The sequence below is a fragment of the Streptomyces sp. NPDC005151 genome (assembly GCF_053599875.1).
On sequence record NZ_JBSFYR010000029.1, the window covers coordinates 23,551 to 43,778 of the forward strand.

At 67.0% G+C, this 20,228-nt stretch carries 16 protein-coding genes; 13 read left to right on the forward strand and 3 right to left on the reverse strand.

The genetic code is table 11. From position 1 onward, the window contains the following. Nucleotides 1–212: 212 nt before the first annotated feature. Nucleotides 213–1,736 carry a glycosyltransferase family 87 protein gene (locus ACWD6R_RS17740; RefSeq protein ID WP_451819519.1) on the reverse strand — a complete coding sequence of 508 codons (1,524 nt, stop codon included), beginning with the start codon at nucleotides 1,734–1,736 and terminating at the stop codon, nucleotides 213–215. Between the two features lie 113 nt (nucleotides 1,737–1,849). After that, entirely contained in the window at nucleotides 1,850–4,135 is a 2,286-nt protein-coding gene (locus ACWD6R_RS17745; protein ID WP_451819556.1) for a transglycosylase domain-containing protein, read from the reverse strand. Nucleotides 4,136–4,288: 153 nt separating this feature from the next. Between ACWD6R_RS17745 and ACWD6R_RS17750 the strand changes: the two genes are divergently transcribed. The 6 genes from ACWD6R_RS17750 (at nucleotide 4,289) to ACWD6R_RS17775 (ending at nucleotide 8,854) form a co-directional block, all read left to right on the forward strand. After that, the gene (locus ACWD6R_RS17750) at nucleotides 4,289–4,450 is read left to right on the forward strand and encodes a hypothetical protein (RefSeq protein WP_451819520.1); all 162 of its coding nucleotides are present in this window, start codon (nucleotides 4,289–4,291) and stop codon (nucleotides 4,448–4,450) included. Nucleotides 4,451–4,945: 495 nt separating this feature from the next. After that, on the forward strand, nucleotides 4,946–5,653 hold the full coding sequence (locus tag ACWD6R_RS17755) for a helix-turn-helix transcriptional regulator (protein WP_451819521.1): 708 nt from the start codon (nucleotides 4,946–4,948) through the stop codon (nucleotides 5,651–5,653). 67 nt (nucleotides 5,654–5,720) lie between these two features. Beyond that, nucleotides 5,721–6,803, forward strand: a complete 1,083-nt coding sequence (locus ACWD6R_RS17760) for an inositol-3-phosphate synthase (protein ID WP_451819522.1) — start codon at nucleotides 5,721–5,723, stop codon at nucleotides 6,801–6,803. A 124-nt stretch (nucleotides 6,804–6,927) separates the two neighbouring features. Then, nucleotides 6,928–8,196, forward strand: coding sequence for an MFS transporter (locus ACWD6R_RS17765; RefSeq protein ID WP_451819523.1), 1,269 nt, complete (start codon nucleotides 6,928–6,930; stop codon nucleotides 8,194–8,196). Between the two features lie 214 nt (nucleotides 8,197–8,410). Next, complete coding sequence (locus ACWD6R_RS17770) at nucleotides 8,411–8,533, forward strand: hypothetical protein (RefSeq protein ID WP_451819524.1); 123 nt, start codon at nucleotides 8,411–8,413, stop codon at nucleotides 8,531–8,533. Between the two features lie 48 nt (nucleotides 8,534–8,581). Then, on the forward strand, nucleotides 8,582–8,854 hold the full coding sequence (locus ACWD6R_RS17775; RefSeq protein ID WP_451819557.1) for an LppU/SCO3897 family protein: 273 nt from the start codon (nucleotides 8,582–8,584) through the stop codon (nucleotides 8,852–8,854). Between the two features lie 66 nt (nucleotides 8,855–8,920). Here the strand turns inward: ACWD6R_RS17775 and ACWD6R_RS17780 are convergent, their stop codons facing one another. After that, the gene (locus ACWD6R_RS17780; protein WP_451819525.1) at nucleotides 8,921–10,363 is read right to left on the reverse strand and encodes a CCA tRNA nucleotidyltransferase; all 1,443 of its coding nucleotides are present in this window, start codon (nucleotides 10,361–10,363) and stop codon (nucleotides 8,921–8,923) included. A 183-nt stretch (nucleotides 10,364–10,546) separates the two neighbouring features. Between ACWD6R_RS17780 and ACWD6R_RS17785 the strand changes: the two genes are divergently transcribed. From ACWD6R_RS17785 to trxA, 7 genes are all read left to right on the forward strand, one after another. Next, the gene (locus ACWD6R_RS17785) at nucleotides 10,547–12,844 is read left to right on the forward strand and encodes a DUF6049 family protein (protein ID WP_451819526.1); all 2,298 of its coding nucleotides are present in this window, start codon (nucleotides 10,547–10,549) and stop codon (nucleotides 12,842–12,844) included. Nucleotides 12,845–12,893: 49 nt separating this feature from the next. Continuing rightward, entirely contained in the window at nucleotides 12,894–15,056 is a 2,163-nt protein-coding gene (gene murJ, locus ACWD6R_RS17790; protein WP_451819527.1) for a murein biosynthesis integral membrane protein MurJ, read from the forward strand. 129 nt (nucleotides 15,057–15,185) lie between these two features. Next, entirely contained in the window at nucleotides 15,186–16,907 is a 1,722-nt protein-coding gene (locus ACWD6R_RS17795; protein WP_451819528.1) for a serine/threonine protein kinase, read from the forward strand. A 160-nt stretch (nucleotides 16,908–17,067) separates the two neighbouring features. Beyond that, on the forward strand, nucleotides 17,068–17,772 hold the full coding sequence (gene sigM, locus ACWD6R_RS17800) for an RNA polymerase sigma factor SigM (protein WP_451819529.1): 705 nt from the start codon (nucleotides 17,068–17,070) through the stop codon (nucleotides 17,770–17,772). Further along, nucleotides 17,769–18,725, forward strand: coding sequence for an anti-sigma factor family protein (locus tag ACWD6R_RS17805; protein ID WP_451819530.1), 957 nt, complete (start codon nucleotides 17,769–17,771; stop codon nucleotides 18,723–18,725). Before sigM ends, ACWD6R_RS17805 begins: the two co-directional genes overlap by 4 nt. A 133-nt stretch (nucleotides 18,726–18,858) precedes the next feature. Continuing rightward, nucleotides 18,859–19,821, forward strand: a complete 963-nt coding sequence (gene trxB / locus ACWD6R_RS17810; RefSeq protein WP_451819531.1) for a thioredoxin-disulfide reductase — start codon at nucleotides 18,859–18,861, stop codon at nucleotides 19,819–19,821. 47 nt (nucleotides 19,822–19,868) lie between these two features. Next, entirely contained in the window at nucleotides 19,869–20,201 is a 333-nt protein-coding gene (gene trxA / locus ACWD6R_RS17815; protein ID WP_030930508.1) for a thioredoxin, read from the forward strand. Nucleotides 20,202–20,228: the final 27 nt, after the last annotated feature.

A 20,228-nucleotide genomic window follows, 5' to 3' on the forward strand; every position in this document is an offset into this window, starting at 1 on the left:
GGGTCTCCCCTGCTCGAACAAAGTTGAGAGCTTGGGGAAGGCGCTACCAGGGCTTGTGGCCAACGCGGCGAGCGGGCGTGCTGGACGACGCGACGGGGCAAAGCGTGCCGGGAGGGGCACTGGACACCGGGCCGGACGGCACCGCGACCGGCCCCCACGACCGATGGGGCCAGGGCCTCGCCAAGGGTTTCGCGCCCTTGACGAGACCCTGTTCAGTCCGCGGCCGGCCCATGTGACCCTGTTCGGTCTGTGACCGGCCCGTGCGCCGCGCCCCACTCCACCCGCGGCCCCTCGAAGGGTGCCGCGTGCCGCGGCGGATGCGCCGCCGCATGCCCCAGCACGAAGACGTCCTCGGCACCGTCGAACACCCCGCCCGACGGATCGTCCGAACCGTCCCTGCGTACGTCGTCCCGCTCCGGCATCAGAATGTCCCGTACGACGACTGCGCAGAGGTAGAGCGTGCCCAGCAGGTGCAGGGCGATCGCCACCTGGTAGCCCTCGGTCGGCAGTCCCTGGTGCTTGTCGCCGCTCGTCGTGTACGCGAGGTACATCCAGATCCCGAGGAAGTACATGACCTCGCACGCCTGCCAGATCAGGAAGTCCCGCCATCGCGGCCTGGCCAGTGCGGCGAGGGGGATCAGCCACAGCACGTACTGCGGCGAGTAGACCTTGTTGGTGAGAATGAACGCCGCGACGACAAGAAGGACCAGCTGGGCGAAACGGGGCCGGCGCGGGGCCATCAGCGTCAGCACCAGGATGCATACGCAGAAGAAGAGCATCAGCAGCGTCGATGCGCTGTTCACCGTGTCGACCGGGATGGAAATGCCGGTGCGCTGCGAGATGATCAGCCAGAACGAGCCGAAGTCGAGCGGCCGGTCGTGGCTGAACGTGTAGAACTTCTTCCATCCCTCGGGCGCGAACACCATCACCGGCAGGTTCACCACCAGCCATGATGCGGCCGCGCCGAGTGTCGCCACGAAGAACTCCCGCCATTTGCCCGCCCGCCAGCAGAGCACGAAGACCGGCCCCAGCAGGAGTACGGGGTAGAGCTTGGCGGCTGTGGCGAGGCCGATGAGGATGCCGAAGGCCAGCGTCCGCTGCCGGGACCACATGAGCATGGCCGCAGCTGTCAGCGCGACGGCCAGCAGGTCCCAGTTGATCGTCGCGGTGAGCGCGAAGGCCGGCGCGAGAGCGACCAGCAGCCCGTCCCACGGACGGCGCCGGTGCGTACGGGCGACACACACCGCCATGACCGCGGTGCAGATCATCAGCATGCCCGCGTTGACCATCCAGTACATCTGCTCGCGGTACTGGATGGAGCCGCCAGGCGTCAGCCAGGCCGCGACCTGCATGAACACCCCGGTCAGGACGGGGTACTCCAGGTACTGCATGGTGTCGCTCAGCCGGTCGAAGTACGGCACGAGACCGTCCGCGAAACCACGTCCGACGAAAAGGTGCGGAATGTCGGAGTAGCAGGCATGCGTGTACTGCGAGCTGGCGCCCCTGAACCACGCCCAGTTGTAACAGGGCACTTTCTGCACCATGCCGAGCGCGAACATGCCGATCGCCACCAGGGCGACGACACGCACAGGCGTGAGGGGGCCGGAGCCGAGTCGCGCCCAGCGCCCCGACCGCCCGCCGATCAGCTCGCTGCCGGCCGCGGCGATCTCGTCCTGGTGCGTGGGCCGAACGACGGGCCGTTCCTCGTGCACGCTCGTGTCATCTGCGCTTGGCATGCCGCACATCCTGCCGTACGGGGCTGTGGAAACGGCGAGGGCCGCCGCACCGAGTGGTGCGGCGGCCCTGGTGGCCTTCTTCCGGCTGCGCCTATTGGCCTGCCGTTCGGGCGCTATCCGGTCGGGCCTCCGAAGAGACCGCCGCTCCCGTTCCCGTTCCCGTTCCCGTTGCCCCCGCCGCCCGACGGGGGCAACGGAGACGTAGTCCCGTCGGTCGGAGTGGGAGATCCGCCTCCGCCGCTACCGGCCGGGTTGCCTCCGTTGTTGCCTCCGTTGCTGGGCTGGCAGTTCCAGTCCAACGCCCCGCAGCTGCCGCTCGGGTCGGGCGTGGGGGAGGAGGGCGTCATCGAAGGTGTCGTGGGCGGCGTGCTGGAGGGGGTCTGCGACGGCACGATGGGCGGCGTCGGCGAAGGGCTCGGCGCGCCGCCCCCGTAGAGCGTCTCGCCCCACGGCTCCGGCTTCGGGAAGGTCAGGACATCCTCCCCCTTCAGCGCGTCGGCCATGTAGTCGTGCCAGATCTGGGCCGGGAACGAGGCACCGTGGATCGTCTTCTCGCCACCCGTGCCGTACATCTCCTCGAACTTACGGTTCTTGTGCTTCTCGTTGTCGTCGTACCGGAACATGCTGATGGCGGTCGACAGCTGCGGGGTGTACCCCACGAACCAGGCGGACTTGTTCCTGTCCGTCGTACCCGTCTTGCCCGCCACGTCACGACCGGGGAGCTTGGCAGGCGTGCCGGTCCCATGCTCGACGACGTTCTTCAGGACGTCGGTGACGTTGTCGGCGACGATGTTGTCGAAGGCACGCTTGGGCGCCTTCTTGTGCTGATAGACGACCTCACCGCGGTACTTGACCTTCTCGACGGAGTAGGGGTCGTGCTGCATCCCGCTGTCGGCGAAGGTGCCGTAGGCCCCAGCCATCCGGATCGCGCTGGGCTGGGACGTACCGATGGAGAACGACGGAACGGTCGCGTCCGCCATGTACCTGTCGTCACGCAGACCCGCGGCTATCGCGACGTCCTTCACCTTGTCGGTGCCGACGTCCATACCGAGCTGGACGTACGGGGAGTTGGCAGAATGCTGCATGGCCTCGCGAAGGGTGATGTTCCCCCTCGACTCATGGCCGTCGTTGGTCTGCAGCCACTCCTCGCCCTTCTCGTTGGTCCAGATCTCACCGTTGTATTTCTTGATCTTCAGCCGGTCGTCGGCGTTGTAGATGCTCTTCGGGGAGACCTTCCTGCGCTGCGACTCGTCCTGATCCGGATCGCCCTTCGGGTCACGCTTGCCGTACTCCATCGCGGCAGCCAGCACGAACGGCTTGAACGTCGAACCGACCTGCGCACCGGTGGCGTCGGCGTTGTTGGTGTAGTGCTGCGTCGCGTCCTGACCACCGTAGATCGCGAGAATGGCGCCGGTTTTCGGATCCACCGAAGCGCCGCCGAACTGGACGTGCGTGTCCGTCTTGGGGCGCTGCTTCGGCTTGATCTTGCGGTCGTAGACCTTCTTGACCGCGGCGTTGAGCGCCTTGACCTTTTTCTCGTCGAAGGTGGTGTGGATCTCGTAGCCGCCCCGGGCAAGCTTTTCCCGGGTGACGTCCTTGTAGTTGTTGAGGAAGCTCTCCCGGGCGAGGGACACCAGATAACCGGTCTGACCGCCCAGCTGCGCGTTCTGCTTCGGCGGTTTCGGCATGGGGAACGTTGTGTACTTGTCGCGCTCCTTCTGGGTCATCCGCCCGTCCTTCACCTCCTCGTTGAGGATCCAGCGCCAGCGCTTCACCGCCCGGTCCTTGTTCTTCGCAGGGGTCGCCATCTTGGGGTCGACCTCGGTAACGCCGGCCGGGTCGTAGTAGGTCGCGCCCTTCAGCAGGGTGGCCAGGAAGGCGCACTCGCTTGCATTGAGCTTCTTGGCGTCCTTGCCGTAGTACGTACGTGCCGCGGCCTGGATCCCCGATGCGCCTCGCCCGTAATACGAGATGTTCAGGTAGCCCTCCATGACCGTCTGCTTGGTCTCCGTCTTGCCGACCTTGATCGTGATGAAGAGCTCTTCGAACTTCCGGCTCAGTGTCTGCTTCTGAGAGAGACGCGAGTTCTTCACGTACTGCTGGGTGATCGTCGAGCCGCCCTGGGTCTGTCCGCCCTTGGCCATGTTGTAGAAGGCCCGGGCGATACCCATCGGGTCGATGCCACTGTCGGTGTAGAACGACTTGTTCTCCGCCGAGATGACGGCGTTCCGCATGGCCTCGGGGATCTGCTCGTAACCGATGATCTGACGGTTGGCCGCACCGCCCGTGGCGATCATCTGCCTCCCGTCGGCCCAGTAGTAGACATTGTTCTCCGCCTTGGCCGCAGCCTTCACACTGGGCTTCCCGACCATTGCGTACGCGATACCGCCAAGGCCCATGAGAAGGCCGAGGAAGCCGATGCACAGGCTGGAGACCAGCCTCCAGGACGGCACCCAGCGCCGCGCTCCGTACTTCCCGGCGCGCGGGTAGTCGATGAAGCGCTTCTTGACGGGACGCTGGCTGTCGCGCCCGCGGCCCCGACCAGGACCCTCGTGCCCGTCGCCGCCACCACCGCGGCGTCGGCCACTCCCGCCGCCATGACCCGCGCCACCTCCCTCGGCGGCACGCCGGCTCCCGCTTCCACGCTGCGCGGCTCGTCTGGCCGCAGCACGCCCGCCGTACGGACTCTCGTCGTCGTACGAACCGGAAGGTGACTCATTAGTTACTTTGCGTGACGGAGCTGCGCGGCGTCCTGCGGACTGCTGGGCGGCTCGTCTGGTCGCGGCACGCCCGCCACCTTGCGGTTGCTGCGTCTTGCGACGGTGCTCGCTCATCGAACGACTACTCCTCGGGCAGGCGAGAGCGCCTGGAAGCGGCAGTTGAGATCCGGTCCCCCGAATTACGGACGGACCCTGCGACAGGCTCATCCGCAGTGCGTCCGGTCAGTCCGCGACGACTGACGCTCGGGGGCGTCGCGCGGTTCCCGGTGGTCTGCATGCCGCACAGACTACGCACGGTCAAAACCCACCTAGGGCCCAAGTTCACCCCAAATCACGCAAGTCGCTTCCTACGAATTGGTGATGTGACGCCGCTCACGATGCCCCCCCTTGTCGCATCGCGGTGAGCGATCTATCGTCATGATGTATCGAGTCGATACATCAGCTCGGCATAGGGCTCCGCGAGAGCACTCGGAGAAGGAGGAGGCGAAGTTGAGCAGACGCTCGGGCATCCTCGAATTCGCCGTACTCGGTCTGCTCCGTGAATCCCCCATGCACGGGTACGAGCTGCGCAAACGCCTCAACACCTCGTTGGGGATCTTCCGCGCCTTCAGCTACGGCACCCTCTACCCCTGCCTCAAGACGCTGGTAGCCAGCGGCTGGTTGATCGAGGAACCGGGAAACGGTCCGGCAGAGGTTCCGCCCGTCGGCGGACGTGCGGTCGCCCCTGCCTCTTCACTGGCAGGACGCCGCGCCAAGATCGTCTACCGGCTGACGGCAGAAGGTAAGGAGCACTTCGAGGAGCTGCTCTCGCACACCGGCCCCGACTCCTGGGAGGACGAGCATTTCGCAGCCCGTTTCGCCTTCTTCGGACAGACGGAGCACGAGGTGCGGATGCGCGTACTGGAAGGCCGCCGCAGCCGGCTGGAGGAGCGCCTGGAGAAGATGCGCGCCTCTCTGGCACGCACCCGCGAACGACTCGACGGCTACACGCTTGAGCTGCAGCGACACGGCATGGAATCCGTGGAGCGCGAAGTGCGCTGGCTGAACGAGCTCATCGAGAGCGAGCGGTCGGGGCGGGATCAGCGACGATCCTCGCCCGAGGGCTCCGCTCAGCAGAACACAGCAGGGGAGACGGACGGCCTGCCCCGGCACCGGGGTCATACCCCGCCGGATCCGTCCGACGACACCGCCAAGTGAAGTCCCGGCACTTCCGCAGGGCCTTCATCGGAATTACCAAGAACACACAACACAGGGAGCAACCGGAATGGGTTCGGTTCGCGTAGCCATCGTCGGCGTGGGCAACTGCGCCGCCTCGCTGGTGCAGGGCGTCGAGTTCTACAAGGACGCCGATCCGGCCGGCAAGGTGCCCGGTCTGATGCACGTCCAGTTCGGCGAGTACCACGTGCGTGACGTCGAGTTCGTCGCCGCCTTCGATGTCGACGCGAAGAAGGTCGGCCTCGACCTCGCGGACGCCATCGGTGCCAGCGAGAACAACACGATCAAGATCGCCGACGTTCCGAACACCGGCGTGACCGTTCAGCGCGGCCACACCCACGACGGCCTGGGCAAGTACTACCGCCAGACCATCGAGGAGTCCGTCGAGGCCCCGGTCGACATCGTCCAGGTCCTCAAGGACAAGCAGGTCGACGTCCTCGTCTGCTACCTGCCCGTCGGTTCCGAGGTCGCTGCGAAGTTCTACGCGCAGTGCGCCATCGACGCCAAGGTCGCGTTCGTCAACGCCCTCCCGGTCTTCATCGCCGGCACCAAGGAGTGGGCGGACAAGTTCACCGAGGCCGGTGTCCCGATCGTCGGCGACGACATCAAGTCCCAGGTCGGCGCCACCATCACGCACCGCGTGATGGCGAAGCTCTTCGAGGACCGGGGTGTCATCCTGGACCGCACGATGCAGCTGAACGTCGGCGGCAACATGGACTTCAAGAACATGCTCGAGCGTGAGCGCCTGGAGTCGAAGAAGATCTCCAAGACGCAGGCCGTCACCTCCCAGATCCGTGACCGCGAGCTCGGTGCGGACAACGTCCACATCGGTCCGTCGGACTACGTGGCCTGGCTGGACGACCGCAAGTGGGCGTACGTGCGCCTCGAGGGCCGCGCCTTCGGTGACGTTCCGCTGAACCTGGAGTACAAGCTCGAGGTCTGGGACTCCCCGAACTCCGCCGGTGTCATCATCGACGCCGTGCGCGCCGCGAAGATCGCCAAGGACCGTGGCATCGGTGGCCCGATCCTCTCCGCGTCCTCGTACTTCATGAAGTCCCCGCCGGTCCAGTACTTCGACGACGAGGCCCGCGAGAACGTCGAGAAGTTCATCAACGGCGACGTCGAGAGCTGACACGACCGGCAACGGCGTGTGAACGCGGCAGGGCGATGAGCGGCAACGCTTCTCCCCTTCCGCCTCGTTGAGGGTCCCCGGGCAATCCGCCCGGGGACCCTCAACGTATGTGACCCTTGCCCACATGCCCGTCGTACGTGATCTGCGCGTACTCCTGCGCCTTCGGAACTTCCGTCGCCTGCTGGCTGTACGGCTCCTCTCCCAGTCCGCCGACGGCGTCTATCAGGTCGCCCTAGCCGCGCACGTCGTCTTCTCCCCGGAGAAGCAGACATCGGCAGCAGACATCGCCTCCGCGATGGCCGTACTGCTGCTGCCGTACTCGCTCATCGGCCCTTTCGCCGGCGTCCTGCTGGACCGCTGGCCGCGCCGCCAGGTCTTCCTGTACGGCAATCTGCTGCGCGCAGCCCTCGCCTGCTGCACCGCCCTGCTGATCCTCGGCACCGCACCCGCCTGGCTCTTCTACGCCTCCGCGCTGTGCGTCACAGGGGTCAACCGCTTTGTGCTGGCGGGACTCTCGGCCGCGCTGCCGCGGGTCGTCGACAGGGACCGGCTGGTCATGGCCAACTCGCTCTCACCGACCGCGGGCACGCTCGCCGCCACGGCGGGCGGCGGCCTCGCCTTCGCCGTACGTCTGGTGGCGGCGGACTCGGATGCCGCAGTGGTGCTGCTGGGCGCGGGGCTCTACCTCGCCTCGGCACTGGCCTCCCTGCGCCTTGCCACCCAACTCCTCGGACCGGATACGAACGGCAGTCCTACCCGGCTGAGGGACGCGCTGGCCACCACCGCGCACGGACTCGTCGGCGGGCTGCGCCATCTGGCGGAACGGACGGACGCCGCACGGGCACTGGCCGCCATGACAGTGATCCGGTTCTGCTACGGGGCGCTGACCGTGATGGTGCTGATGCTGTGCCGGTACGCCTGGTCCGACAGCGAATCCGGCGGTCTGGCCCTGCTCGGACTGGCCGTGGGCGCCTCGGGGGCGGGATTCTTCGCGGCGGCCGTGCTGACGCCCTGGGCGGTTGGACGGCTCGGCCGGTTCCGCTGGATAGCGACGTGCGCCGCCGCGGCTGCCGTCCTCGAACCCGCGCTCGGGCTGTGGTTCACCCCCCGACCGATGCTGGTCGCTGCATTCGTTCTCGGAGCCGTCACTCAGGGAACGAAGATCGCGACGGACACGGTGGTGCAGACCGCGGTGGACGACTCATTCCGCGGTCGCGTCTTCTCCCTGTACGACGTGCTGTTCAACGTGGCCTTTGTGGGCGCTGCCGCAGTAGCCGCTGTGGCACTGCCTCCTGACGGGAAGTCGGCCACAGTGGTGATCGGGCTTGCGCTGCTCTACGGGATCGTCGCCGTGACGATGTTCCGGTGGAGCCGTGTCAGTGAAGTGCTATAGCGTGCGCGCGTCAAAAGAAGAGTGGCGCACGATCCACGGGGGTACCCGCATGACCTATCCGCCCCAGTAAGGCCCTGGACCATACGGGCAACAGCCTCAACAGCCGTACCCACCCCAACAGCCCGCGTACGGCTATCCGCAGCAGCGGCCGTACCCGCCGCATCAGGGTCAGCAGCCGTACGGCGGCTATCCCGGTGGTCCTCCGACCCAGGGCATGCCCCCACAGGGCCCGCCGCCTCAGAACATGTCCGGTGGCAAGAAGGCTTTCCTCGCGGTGCGCAACATCGTCATCATCGTGGTGGCGCTCAGCGCCCTCGCGGGTCTGAAGTTCGGCTGAAACAAGATATTCGAGTCGGACGCCAAGGCCGCCTCGGTCGGCGACTGCCTGCAGAACAAGGACTCCAACATCAGCCCGGACATGTCATCGGCCGACTGCGGCTCGTCGGCGGCCGAGTACAAGGTGGCCGAGGTGCACGACGACACCACGGACACGGACCTGTGCGACGCCAAGAAGTACGTCGCCTACACCGAAACCTCCGGCAGCCGTAAGAGCCGGACCAGTGTGGTTCTCTGTCTGATGCCGATGAAGTCAACGGGCTGGCCCTCTTCCGGGGCAGGTACCGATAGCTGCTGCATCGAAGGGCGCTGTTTCACGTGAAACAGCGCCCTTCGGCACATCCGACCGCGGTCATGTTTCACGTGAAACATGACCGCGGTCCCACCTTCAGCTCTGCTCGGCCCACCACTTCTTGAGCTCCGCGACGGCCACGTCATGTCCCATCGGGCCGTTCTCCAGCCGCATCTCCAGCAGGAACGCGTACGCCTTGCCGATCACCGGTCCAGGACCGACACCCAGCGTCTTCATGATCTCGTTGCCGTCCAGGTCGGGCCGGATGGCGTCCAGCTCCTCCTGTTCCTTCAACTGTGCGATGCGCTCCTCAAGCGCGTCATAGATGCGCGCGAGCGCACCGGCCTTGCGCTTGTTCCGCGTCGTGCAGTCCGAGCGCGTCAGCTTGTGCAGCCGCTCCAGCAACGGGCCCGCATCCCGCACATACCGGCGGACGGCGGAGTCGGTCCACTCGCCGTCGCCATAGCCGTGGAAGCGCAGATGCAGTTCCACCAGCTTCGAGACGTCCTTGACCGTGTCATTGGAGTACTTGAGCTCCGTCATGCGCTTCTTGACCATCTTGGCGCCCACCACCTCGTGGTGATGGAACGAGACGCGTCCATCTTTCTCGAAGCGCCGGGTCCGCGGCTTACCGATGTCATGGAGCAGCGCGGCAAGCCGCAGAGTCAGGTCGGGACCGTCCTCCTCCAGATCGATCGCCTGCTCCAGAACGGTCAGCGAGTGCTCGTAGACGTCCTTGTGACGGTGATGCTCGTCACTTTCCAGCCGCAGCGCGGGCAGCTCCGGCAGTACCTGTTGCGCCAGTCCCGTATCGACCAGGAGTGCCAGTCCCTTGCGAGGGTGCGCGGAGAGCAGCAACTTGTTGAGTTCCTCACGGACCCGCTCGGCGGAGACGATCTCGATACGGCCCGCCATCTCCGTCATCGCAGTGATGACATCAGAAGCGACCTCGAAGTCCAGCTGCGCGGCGAGGCGCGCGGCACGCAGCATGCGCAGGGGATCGTCGGAGAAGGACTCCTCGGGTGTCCCGGGGGTGCGCAGCACCCGCTCCGCCAGGTCCTCCAGACCGCCGTGCGGGTCGATGAATTCCTTCTGCGGCAGCGCGACGGCCATGGCGTTGACCGAGAAGTCTCGGCGTACGAGGTCCTCCTCGATGGAGTCGCCGTAGGAGACCTCGGGCTTGCGCGAGGTCCTGTCGTACGCCTCCGACCGGTACGTGGTGACTTCGATCTGGTAGCCGTTCTTCTGGCAGCCCACTGTGCCGAAGGCGATACCGACCTCCCACACCGAGTCGGCCCATGGACGCACGATCTTCAGAACGTCCTCGGGCCGGGCGTCGGTGGTGAAGTCCAGGTCGTTCCCGAGCCTGCCGAGAAGCGCGTCCCGGACCGAGCCACCGACCAGGGCCAGACTGAATCCGGCATCCTGGAATCGGCGGGCAAGGTCGTCGGCGACCGGGGAGACCCGCAGCAGTTCACTGACTGCGCGATGCTGCACCTGGGTCAGGGCACTGGAATTCTCTTCATTGGCGTTCGGCACAACAGAAAAGGGTACGTGCCCGGACCGGCCCGGGCGTCATCATTTCTCTCCGCCCTGCAAGACTCTCCCGATCATGTAGCGCACACCCCAGCACTTAGCCCCCGCGCACATCGTTACCATGCGGGGACGCAGCAACCGACAACCATCGACAGCAGCTGACGACGACGAGGGACGGGTAGGCGCGTGGCCGAGGCGGCAGACATCCAGGGGATCAGTCCTTCTCCTGCCCGCCGGTGGCTGCGGCGCACAGCATCCTTGGTCGTCGCAGCACCGCTCGTGGCAGCGCTGCTGGCCGGCACGGCCGCGCCCACGGCGCAGGCCGACGTGGCGAGCAAGGCTCCCACCGGCTCCAGCACCGTCGATGTGTCCCTGGACACCCTGGCTCCCAGTGCACCGGTCAAGGGGGACACTCTCACCGTCTCCGGCACCCTGACCAACAGGAGCAAGGAATCCGTCACCGATGCCCGGGTCGATCTGCGTGTCGGACCGAGGCTCTTCAGCAGGACATCGATCGACGCCGCCGCGGAGCGCACCGGGTACGTGCCCGGCAGCGATCCCGCAGCCATCGGCGGTAAGTACACGGTGGAATTCGCGAAGCTCCCTTCGGGCATCAGCCAGGACTTCACGCTGTCCGTGCCCGTCGACAAGCTGGAACTCGACGACGCAGGTGTCTACCAGTTCGGTGTCTCCCTGTCCGGGCGGACCACCCACACCTCGTACGAGCAGGTGCTCGGAATCCAGCGCACCTTCCTTCCCTGGCAGGCGGAGGAGAGCAATTCCAGGACCCATGTCACCTATCTCTGGCCGCTGATCGCATCCGCCCATGTCACTGCGGAGACCGGCTCGGACGAGCAGCAGACACCGGTCTTCGCCGATGACGACCTGGCGGCCGAGATCGCTCCGGGCGGTCGCCTCGACCAGATGGTCTCGCTGGGCAGCCAGCTGCCCGTCACCTGGGTGATCGACCCGGATCTGCTGGCCGGCGTCGATGCGATGGCGAGGAACTACCGCGTCAAGGTCGGCGACACCACCGTTCCCGGGAAGAACCAGGCCGTTGCCAAGCGGTGGCTCAGCTCACTGGAGAAGGCGGTGGCGGACGGCAAGGTCGTGGCGCTGCCTTTCGCCGATCCAGATCTTGCGTCCATCGCACACCGCGGCAAGAACGTCTCGGGGACCCTCAGCCACCTGCAGACCGCCACCGAGGTGGCGGTCAAAACGGTGGAGACGATCCTGCACGTGAAGCCGTCCACCGACTTCGCATGGCCGGTCGACGGCGCGATCGATCCTTCGATCGTCGATGTCGCCACGTCGGCCGGTGCCCACAACGTGATCGCCCGCAGCGACAGCCTTCAGGAAACAGGGAGACTGCCGTACACACCGTCCGCAGCCCGGCCGATCGGTGGCGGTACCAACGCCGTCGTGGCCGACTCCCGGCTCTCCAAGGCCTTCGAGGGAGACATGTCGCGTGCGGAGGATTCCACTCTCGCCGTTCAGAAGTTCCTCGCCACAACCCTCGCGCTGACCGAGCAGGACACGGACACCAAGCGCAGCATCGTCGTCGCGCCACAAAGGATGCCGACCGCCGCTCAGGCGCAGTCGATGGCACGCGCCCTGCACGCCCTCGACGACGAACGGTGGACGCAGCCTCTCGACCTCGTGGGCGCGGCCGAGGCCGAGCCCGACGCCCAGGCGACGACGAGGGTCCCCGGGACCTCCCAGTATCCGAAGAGGCTCCGCAGCCAGGAGCTGCCCACCCAAGCCTTCCAGGACATCAAGTCCACCCAGGTCTCGCTGGGCAGCTTCCAGGTCATCCTCACTCAGCCGGAGCGGGTGGTGACCCCCTTCGGCAACGCGATCAACCGGGCCATCTCGACGTCGTGGCGCGGCAGGCCGCTGGAGGCACAGCAGTACCGGGACTCGGTACGCACATATCTGCAGGGCCTCATCAACGAGGTGCAGCTCATTTCGAAGTCGGACGTCACGTTGTCCGGCCGCAGCGCCACGATCCCTGTGACCGTGCAGAACAGGCTGTTGCAGGGTGTCGATCATCTGGAGCTCCGGCTGAAGTCGGAGAACGCGACGCGGCTCAAGCTGAACAACGGCGGCGCGGTGGCCGAGAAGCCGATCCGTATCGCCGGTGGCCACAGCCAGTCCGTGAAGTTCGACGCAGCTGCGAACGCCAACGGCCAGGTACAGGTTGTGGCGCAGCTGTACACCGAGGACGACATGCCGTACGGCGAAAAGATGACCTTCACGGTAAAGGTCTCCGAGGTCACACCGACCGTGTTGCTGGTGATCGCCGGCGGGCTGCTGCTGCTGGTCCTCGCGGGCATCAGGATGTACACCCATCGCAAGCGCGCCAACGCAAGCGACCCGGCCGGCGACGACGGCGGTGAACCCGAGCAGCCGAGTGACCCGACGCCGGACACCGGTCCGGAAAGCGGGGGGCCATCAGGCACGGGTGAGAAAGTAGACCGTTGAGCGATGTCTGTCGTGGCCGGTCGGCCGGGGACGATGAGGTGGGGTTTCGATGAACGCGCCGTACGACGGTGACCGTGGTCAGGGTGCGGGCGGAGATGGTTCTTCCGGTGGCCCCCCGATGCCACCGGGCCCGGGCCAGGTGCCGCTGCCGCCCGACCCGTACGTCCAGGACGCGTATGACCGCGACCCTTACCGCGCTCAGGATCTGTCCGCCCAGGACCCGGTGGCCGAGGCGCTGTACGACCGCGCCGCCCACCCGCCGCCACCCCCTGGCACGTACCAGCCGCCGCAGCCGCTCTACCAGCAGCCGCCTGCGGCGCAGTACGCCCCCGATCCACGCATCTGGGCGCAGACCCCGCCGCCCGAGCCCGACGGCCCGTCCCGGCACCTGCCGTACGGGGACGACGCGGCGACCACGCAGTTCGTCGGTGTGGACGACCTCGTCACCCAGGCATCCGAGCACCACGAGGAACCGGACGCGTTCGCTCACCTGTTCCGGGACCAGGAGGGCCCGGCCGGGTCCCCCGCTCTGTCCGAGCCAGAACCGGCTCCGGCTCCGGCACCCGCCCTGCCGAAGTCCGGCGGCCGGACCTCCGGCCTGCTGAAGTCCAGCGCGGTGATGGCGGCCGGCACACTCGTGTCCCGTCTTACCGGCTTCGTCCGCAGCCTGGTGATCACCGCCGCGCTGGGTGCGGCGCTGCTCGGTGACAGCTTCACCATCGCCTACACGCTGCCGACGATGATCTACATCCTCACTGTGGGCGGCGGGCTCAACTCGGTCTTCGTTCCTCAGCTCGTCCGTTCCATGAAGAACGACGAGGACGGCGGCGAGGCGTACGCCAACCGCCTGCTCACGCTCGTCATGGTCGCACTCGGCGTGATCGTTGCGATCGCGGTCTTCGCCGCTCCCCTGCTGATCCATCTGATGTCGAGCACGATCGCGAACGATCCGGCGGCCGACAATGTGGCCACCACCTTCGCCCGGTACTGCCTGCCGACCATCTTCTTCATGGGCGTGCACGTGGTGATGGGCCAGATCCTCAACGCCCGCGGAAAGTTCGGCGCGATGATGTGGACCCCGGTCCTCAACAACATCGTCATGATCTTCACGTTCGGCATGTTCATCTGGGTCTACGGCACCTCCGCCGAATCCCACATGGGTGTGCAGACGATTCCGCCGGAGGGCGTCCGGCTGCTGGGTATCGGCACACTGCTCGGCCTTGTCGTCCAGGCCCTCGCGATGATTCCGTATCTGCGCGAGGCCGGCTTCCGCTTCCGTCCGCGCTTCGACTGGAAGGGCCATGGACTCGGCAAGACGGTCAAGCTGGCCAAGTGGACCGTTCTGTTCGTCTTCGCCAACCAGGCCGGCGTACTGGTCGTCACGCAGCTCGCAACCGCCGCCGGTGAGGCTTCCGGCAGGAAGGGCACGGGTTTCCTCGCCTACTCCAATGCGCAGCTGATCTGGGGCATGCCTCAGGCGATCATCACCGTCTCGGTCATGGCAGCCCTGCTTCCCCGTATCTCCCGGGCCGCCCACGACAACGACCCCGGCGCGGTCCGCGACGACATCTCACAGGGGCTGCGCAACTCCGCCGTGGCGATCGTTCCGGTCGCCTTCGCGTTCCTCGCGCTGGGTGTGCCGATGTGCACGCTGCTGTACTCCTCCAGCGGCCCCGAGGCCGCCAGGTCCATGGGCTTCATCCTGATGGCGTTCGCCCTCGGCCTCATCCCGTACTCCGTGCAGTACGTGGTACTCCGTGGCTTCTACGCCTACGAGGACACCCGCACGCCCTTCTACAACACGGTCATCGTCGCCGGGGTCAATGCCGCCGCTTCCGTTCTCTGCTACGCGGTGCTTCCGGCCCAGTGGGCGGTCGTCGGCATGGCGGCTTCGTACGGGCTGGCCTATGCCGTCGGCGTGGGCATCGCCTGGCGCCGACTGCGCAACCGGCTGGGCGGCGACCTGGACGGCGCACACGTCGTCCGTACCTACGCCCGTCTGTGCCTCGCGGCGATCCCCGCGGCGATCCTCGGCGGTGGCGTGGGTTTCGCACTGCTCCAGGGCCTGGGCGAGGGTGCCTTCGGTTCGCTGATCGCCCTGCTCTGCGGTGGGACCGTGCTGATGGGGGTCTTCTTCATCGCGGCGAAGCGCATGCGGATCGAAGAGATCAACGGCATGGTCGGGATGGTCCGGGGGCGGCTCGGACGCTGAGGATCAACCGGCCCGCACAACCATCGCCGGTCTCCGTGTGTCGTGCATAGCGCTGGAGTGTGGGCACAATTGGCGTGACTGTGCAGAGCTGGCTGGCATCGCGCAACGGATGGGGAGGCAGGAACGACGGTGGCGGAACGTAGCACGGCTGCCGTCGACGTGGCCGACAACAGCGGTGATGAGCCGCTGGCCGCCAAGGCGGACGAGGCCACGACCGACGGGACGGCAGAAACCCAGGAATCGGCGGGCACCAGCCCCCAGGACGCAGACGATGAGCGAAGCAGCTCGGAGGCCGCCTCGGCGACCCCTGATCTGCACAGCGGCCACAGACTTGCCCAGCGCTACCGACTGGAAGAGTGCGTCACCCGTCTGGACGGATTCAGCAGCTGGCGTGCTGTCGACGAGAAACTGCGCCGCGCGGTGGGCGTCCATCTGCTCCCCGCGGACCACCCGCGAGCCCGCTCCGTGCTGGCCGCGGCCCGGTCCTCCGCACTGCTCGGCGACCCCCGCTTCGTGCAGGTCCTCGACGCGGTCGAGGAGGACGACCTTGTCTACGTCGTCCATGAATGGCTTCCCGACGCCACCGAGCTCAGGGCTCTGCTGGCCTCCGGCCCCATGGACGCTCACGACGCGTACCAGCTGGTCAGCCAGATCTCCCAGGCCATGGCGGCCGCGCACCGCGAGGGCCTCGCGCATCTGAGGCTCACCCCGGGAGCGGTGCTGCGGAGCTCGACCGGTCAGTACCGGATCCGCGGCCTCGCCGTTAACTCCGCCCTGCGGGGCATCACCGCAGAGCGTCCACAGCGCACGGACACGGAGGCGATCGGCGCCCTGCTCTACGCCGCGCTGACACAACGCTGGCCGTACGAGAACGACGCGTACGGTCTCTCCGGACTACCCAAGGGCGTGGGGCTGATCGCCCCCGACCAGGTGCGGGCCGGTGTACACCGAGGTCTCTCCGAGCTCGCCATGCGCGCCCTGGCCAACGACGGCGCCACCGCGTCCCGGCAGGAACAGCCGTGCACCACCCCGGACGAGCTCGCCAAGGCCGTCGCGGCGATGCCGCGCATCCGCCCGCCCGAGCCCACGTTCACGGCTCCGCCCGAGTACCAGCGGACGACCTACCAGCAGGGCACCTACGGACGTCCGTCCGCCCGTCCCGGCGCACCCGTGACTCAGCCCGTGATGGCCGCACCCCCGGCGCCACTCCAGAGCCGCACCGGCAAGGCCCTCAAGTGGGCTGTGTCCGCATTGCTGATCGCGGCCCTGGGCCTCGGCAGCTGGCAGCTCGCCGAGACGCTCCTCGACCGCGACAACGACCCGGGGAACCCCGGCAGGACACAGACCAACCCGGAGAACGGCGACAAGCATGCTCCCGCTCCGACCAAGCCGCTGCGGATCGTCAAAGCGACGGAGTTCATGCCCAGCGGCTCGGGGATAAAGCAGGAAGACGTGCCCTATGCCGTGGACGGCAAGTCGGACACCGCCTGGGTCACCCCTCAGTACAGGGGCTACGCAAATTTCGGCAACTACGCGAACCGCAGGCAGGGCAGCGGCATAGTCGTTGACCTCGGCAGTGTGCAGGACGTGAGAGGTATCAAGATCGAGATGTACCGCAGCGGTCAGAAGGCCGAAGTGCTGGCCGCCGACAAGAGCGCATCCGCGCCGTCGTCCCTCTCCGACTTCTCGCAGCACCTCACGAAGCTCGCTACGGCCGGGAACGGCCTGGAGAAGAACCTCGATGAACCGGTGCGGACCCGCTACATCCTGATCCACATCACCGAACTTCCGCCGGATGGGTCAGTGAGCCACTTCCGCGGCGGCATCTCGGAGATTTCCGTTCTCGGCTGATGGCACAGGCCGGCGGGGACGCATCCTCCCCGTCGGCCTGCTGCGCGAGCAGTAACGAACGACCGCAGCACTCATCGGACCGAGCTTCCTCATCTCTCTGACCCCGCTCGCCTGAATCGTGATAGACAGACGGACTGACGCACAGAGGGAGGGAGGGGAGGTGGCCGCCGAGCCTTCAGAGCCACTCAGCGACTCAGACCTCCTCGCTCGTCACGTAGCCGGTGAACCGGACGCCTTCGGTGAGCTCGTACGGCGCCACCGCGACCGGCTTTGGGCTGTGGCACTGCGAACGCTGGGAGACCGCGAGGAAGCGGCCGACGCGGTTCAGGACGCCCTGGTCTCCGCCTTACGGGCCGCTCACACCTTCCGCGGCCAGTCTGCCGTCACCACCTGGCTGCATCGCATCACGGTCAACGCCTGCCTCGACCGGGTCCGCAAGGCGGCGTCACGCAAGACCTCACCCCTCGACGACACCGAGCGACTCGAACAGCTCCTGGAGCCCCACGAGTCCGCCGAGGCGCCAGCCGAGCGTCAGGATCTGCACCGCGAGCTTCTGGCGGCGCTCGGCACGCTTCCCGCCGAACAACGGGCCGCACTGATTCTCGTGGACATGCAGGGCTATCCCGTGGCGGAGGCCGCCCGCATCCTCGAGGTGCCGACCGGCACCGTGAAAAGCCGCTGTGCACGGGGCCGAGCCCGGCTGGCCCCCCTCCTGACCCACCTCCGTGGTGAAGTCGGAGAGAGCGGTGAACTCGGCATGGGAAGGAACCGGACGCAGAGGGCATCCGTCCCACCCGCATCGCGGCCAAAGGACGCAGAGACCAGCAATCCCGCTGGAGTGAAGGGCGGAGGTGGGCGCACATGACATCAACGACCGACACGACCCAGCACCCGGACGTCTCGGAGATCTCCGAGCTCACCGAAGGACTGCTCTCGCCATCCCGCACGGTGGAAGTAAGCCGCCACCTGGATGACTGCGCACTCTGTGGCGACGTCCGGTCCGCTCTCGAAGAGATCCGCGGACTGCTCGGCACTCTGCCCGCTCCCGTGCGTATGCCCGAGGATGTCGCAGACCGTATCGATGCCGCGCTGGCCGCCGAGGCCGATGTTTCACGTGAAACAGAAGCCGCCGCAGAACAGGGTCAGGAAGTGGGAGAGCAAGCGGCGCGGGGCCGGGAAGCGGAGAACAGGGCGGCTCAGTCCAACGTTGCGGACCGTCCCTCAGGGCACCCCAGGGCCGCCGGCGGCCCTGGCCGCCGGTCGTCACGGCGCCGCCGCCGCATCGTCCTCGGCACAGCGCTCGGCGCGGCGGTGGTGGGCATGACCGTCCTCATGCTGCAGATGGTCCAGACGTCCCAGAACTCCTCGGGGTCCAAGGCGGCGGACATGAAGGTCAGTGCCTCGAAGGCGGGAGCGAGCGCATTCTCGGGCTCCCCGCTCAGCCAGCGCGTACACAGCCTCCTGAGCAGTGCCGAGGCGTCCCCTCCCAAGCATCCCAACGCCGAGAAGCAGGCGCCGTCCGTCGATGTTCAGTCGACCCCGGAGGGCGAGTCCCCTGCCGCCTCAGCCTCCGGCACACCGCTGCGCGCTCCCGTCGCGTCCGTCCCCGCCTGCGTACAGCTGGGCACCGGACGAGAGACTGCCGCACTCGCCGTCGAGGAAGGCACTTACGAGGACACCAACGCCTTCCTCGTCGTTCTGCCGCACGAGACCGACGCCACCCTCGTCCAGGCCTACGTCATCGATGCGAGCTGCGTCCGCACAGACCCCGCAGGCAGGGGCGATCTTCTCCTGACCCGCACCTACGCCCGCCCCTGAGAATGGCACCGGACGCCGCTCCGGCACGTCGGGAATGCATCCCCCGTAGGATCCGTTGGGTGGGGTGAGAGTCGTTGAACCGACCCCAGTAGGCGTGGACAGTAGGCAGTCTGCAGAGACGAGGAAGAAACCCGTGAGCGACGTCCGTAATGTGATCATCATCGGCTCCGGCCCCGCGGGTTACACCGCCGCCCTTTACACCGCACGTGCGTCGCTGAAGCCTCTGGTCTTCGAGGGCGCCGTCACCGCTGGTGGTGCGCTGATGAACACCACCGACGTGGAGAACTTCCCCGGATTCCAGGACGGGATCATGGGCCCCGAGCTCATGGACAACATGCGCGCCCAGGCGGAGCGCTTCGGGGCCGAACTCATTCCCGACGATGTGATCGCCGTCGACCTCGCCGGGGACATCAAGACCGTCACCGACACGGCCGGCACGGTGCACCGTGCCAAGGCTGTCATCGTCACCACCGGCTCCCAGCACCGCAAGCTCGGTCTGCCCAACGAGGACGCGCTCTCCGGTCGCGGCGTCTCCTGGTGCGCCACCTGTGACGGCTTCTTTTTCAAGGACCAGGACATCGCTGTGGTCGGCGGCGGCGACACGGCCATGGAAGAGGCGACGTTCCTCTCCCGCTTCGCCAAGTCGGTCACGATCGTCCACCGCCGCGACTCGCTGCGCGCCTCCAAGGCCATGCAGGAGCGCGCCTTCGCCGACCCGAAGATCAAGTTCGCCTGGGACAGCGAAGTCGCCGGGGTTCACGGCGAGCAGAAGCTCTCCGGTCTGACCCTGCGCAACACCAAGACCGGCGAGACGTCCGAGCTTGCGGTGACCGGTCTGTTCATCGCCGTCGGCCATGACCCGCGTACCGAGCTCTTCAAGGGGCAGCTCGACCTGGACGACGAGGGTTACCTCAAGGTCGACGCTCCCTCGACACGCACCAACCTGACCGGCGTCTTCGGTGCCGGCGATGTCGTCGACCACACGTACCGGCAGGCCATCACCGCTGCCGGCACCGGCTGCTCCGCCGCCCTCGACGCCGAGCGCTTCCTTGCCGTGCTCGCCGACGAAGAGAAGATCGCTGCGGCAGCCGTCTGATCCACGCCTCTCTCACCCCACACCCCCGCGAAGTTAAGGAGGCCGCCGTGGCCGGCGCCCTGAAGAACGTGACTGACGACTCCTTTGACGAGGACGTCCTGAAGAGCGAGAAGCCCGTACTGGTGGACTTCTGGGCAGCCTGGTGCGGCCCGTGCCGCCAGATTGCTCCCTCCCTGGAGGCAATCGCGGCCGAGCACGGCGACAAGATCGAAATCGTCAAGCTCAACATCGACGAGAACCCGGCGACCGCCGCCAAGTACGGCGTGATGTCGATCCCGACGCTGAACGTGTACCAGGGCGGCGAGGTCGCCAAGACCATCGTCGGCGCCAAGCCGAAGGCCGCAATCCTCCGCGACCTCGAAGGCTTCATCGCCGAGTAGGACCACGGTGCGCTGTTTCACGTGAAA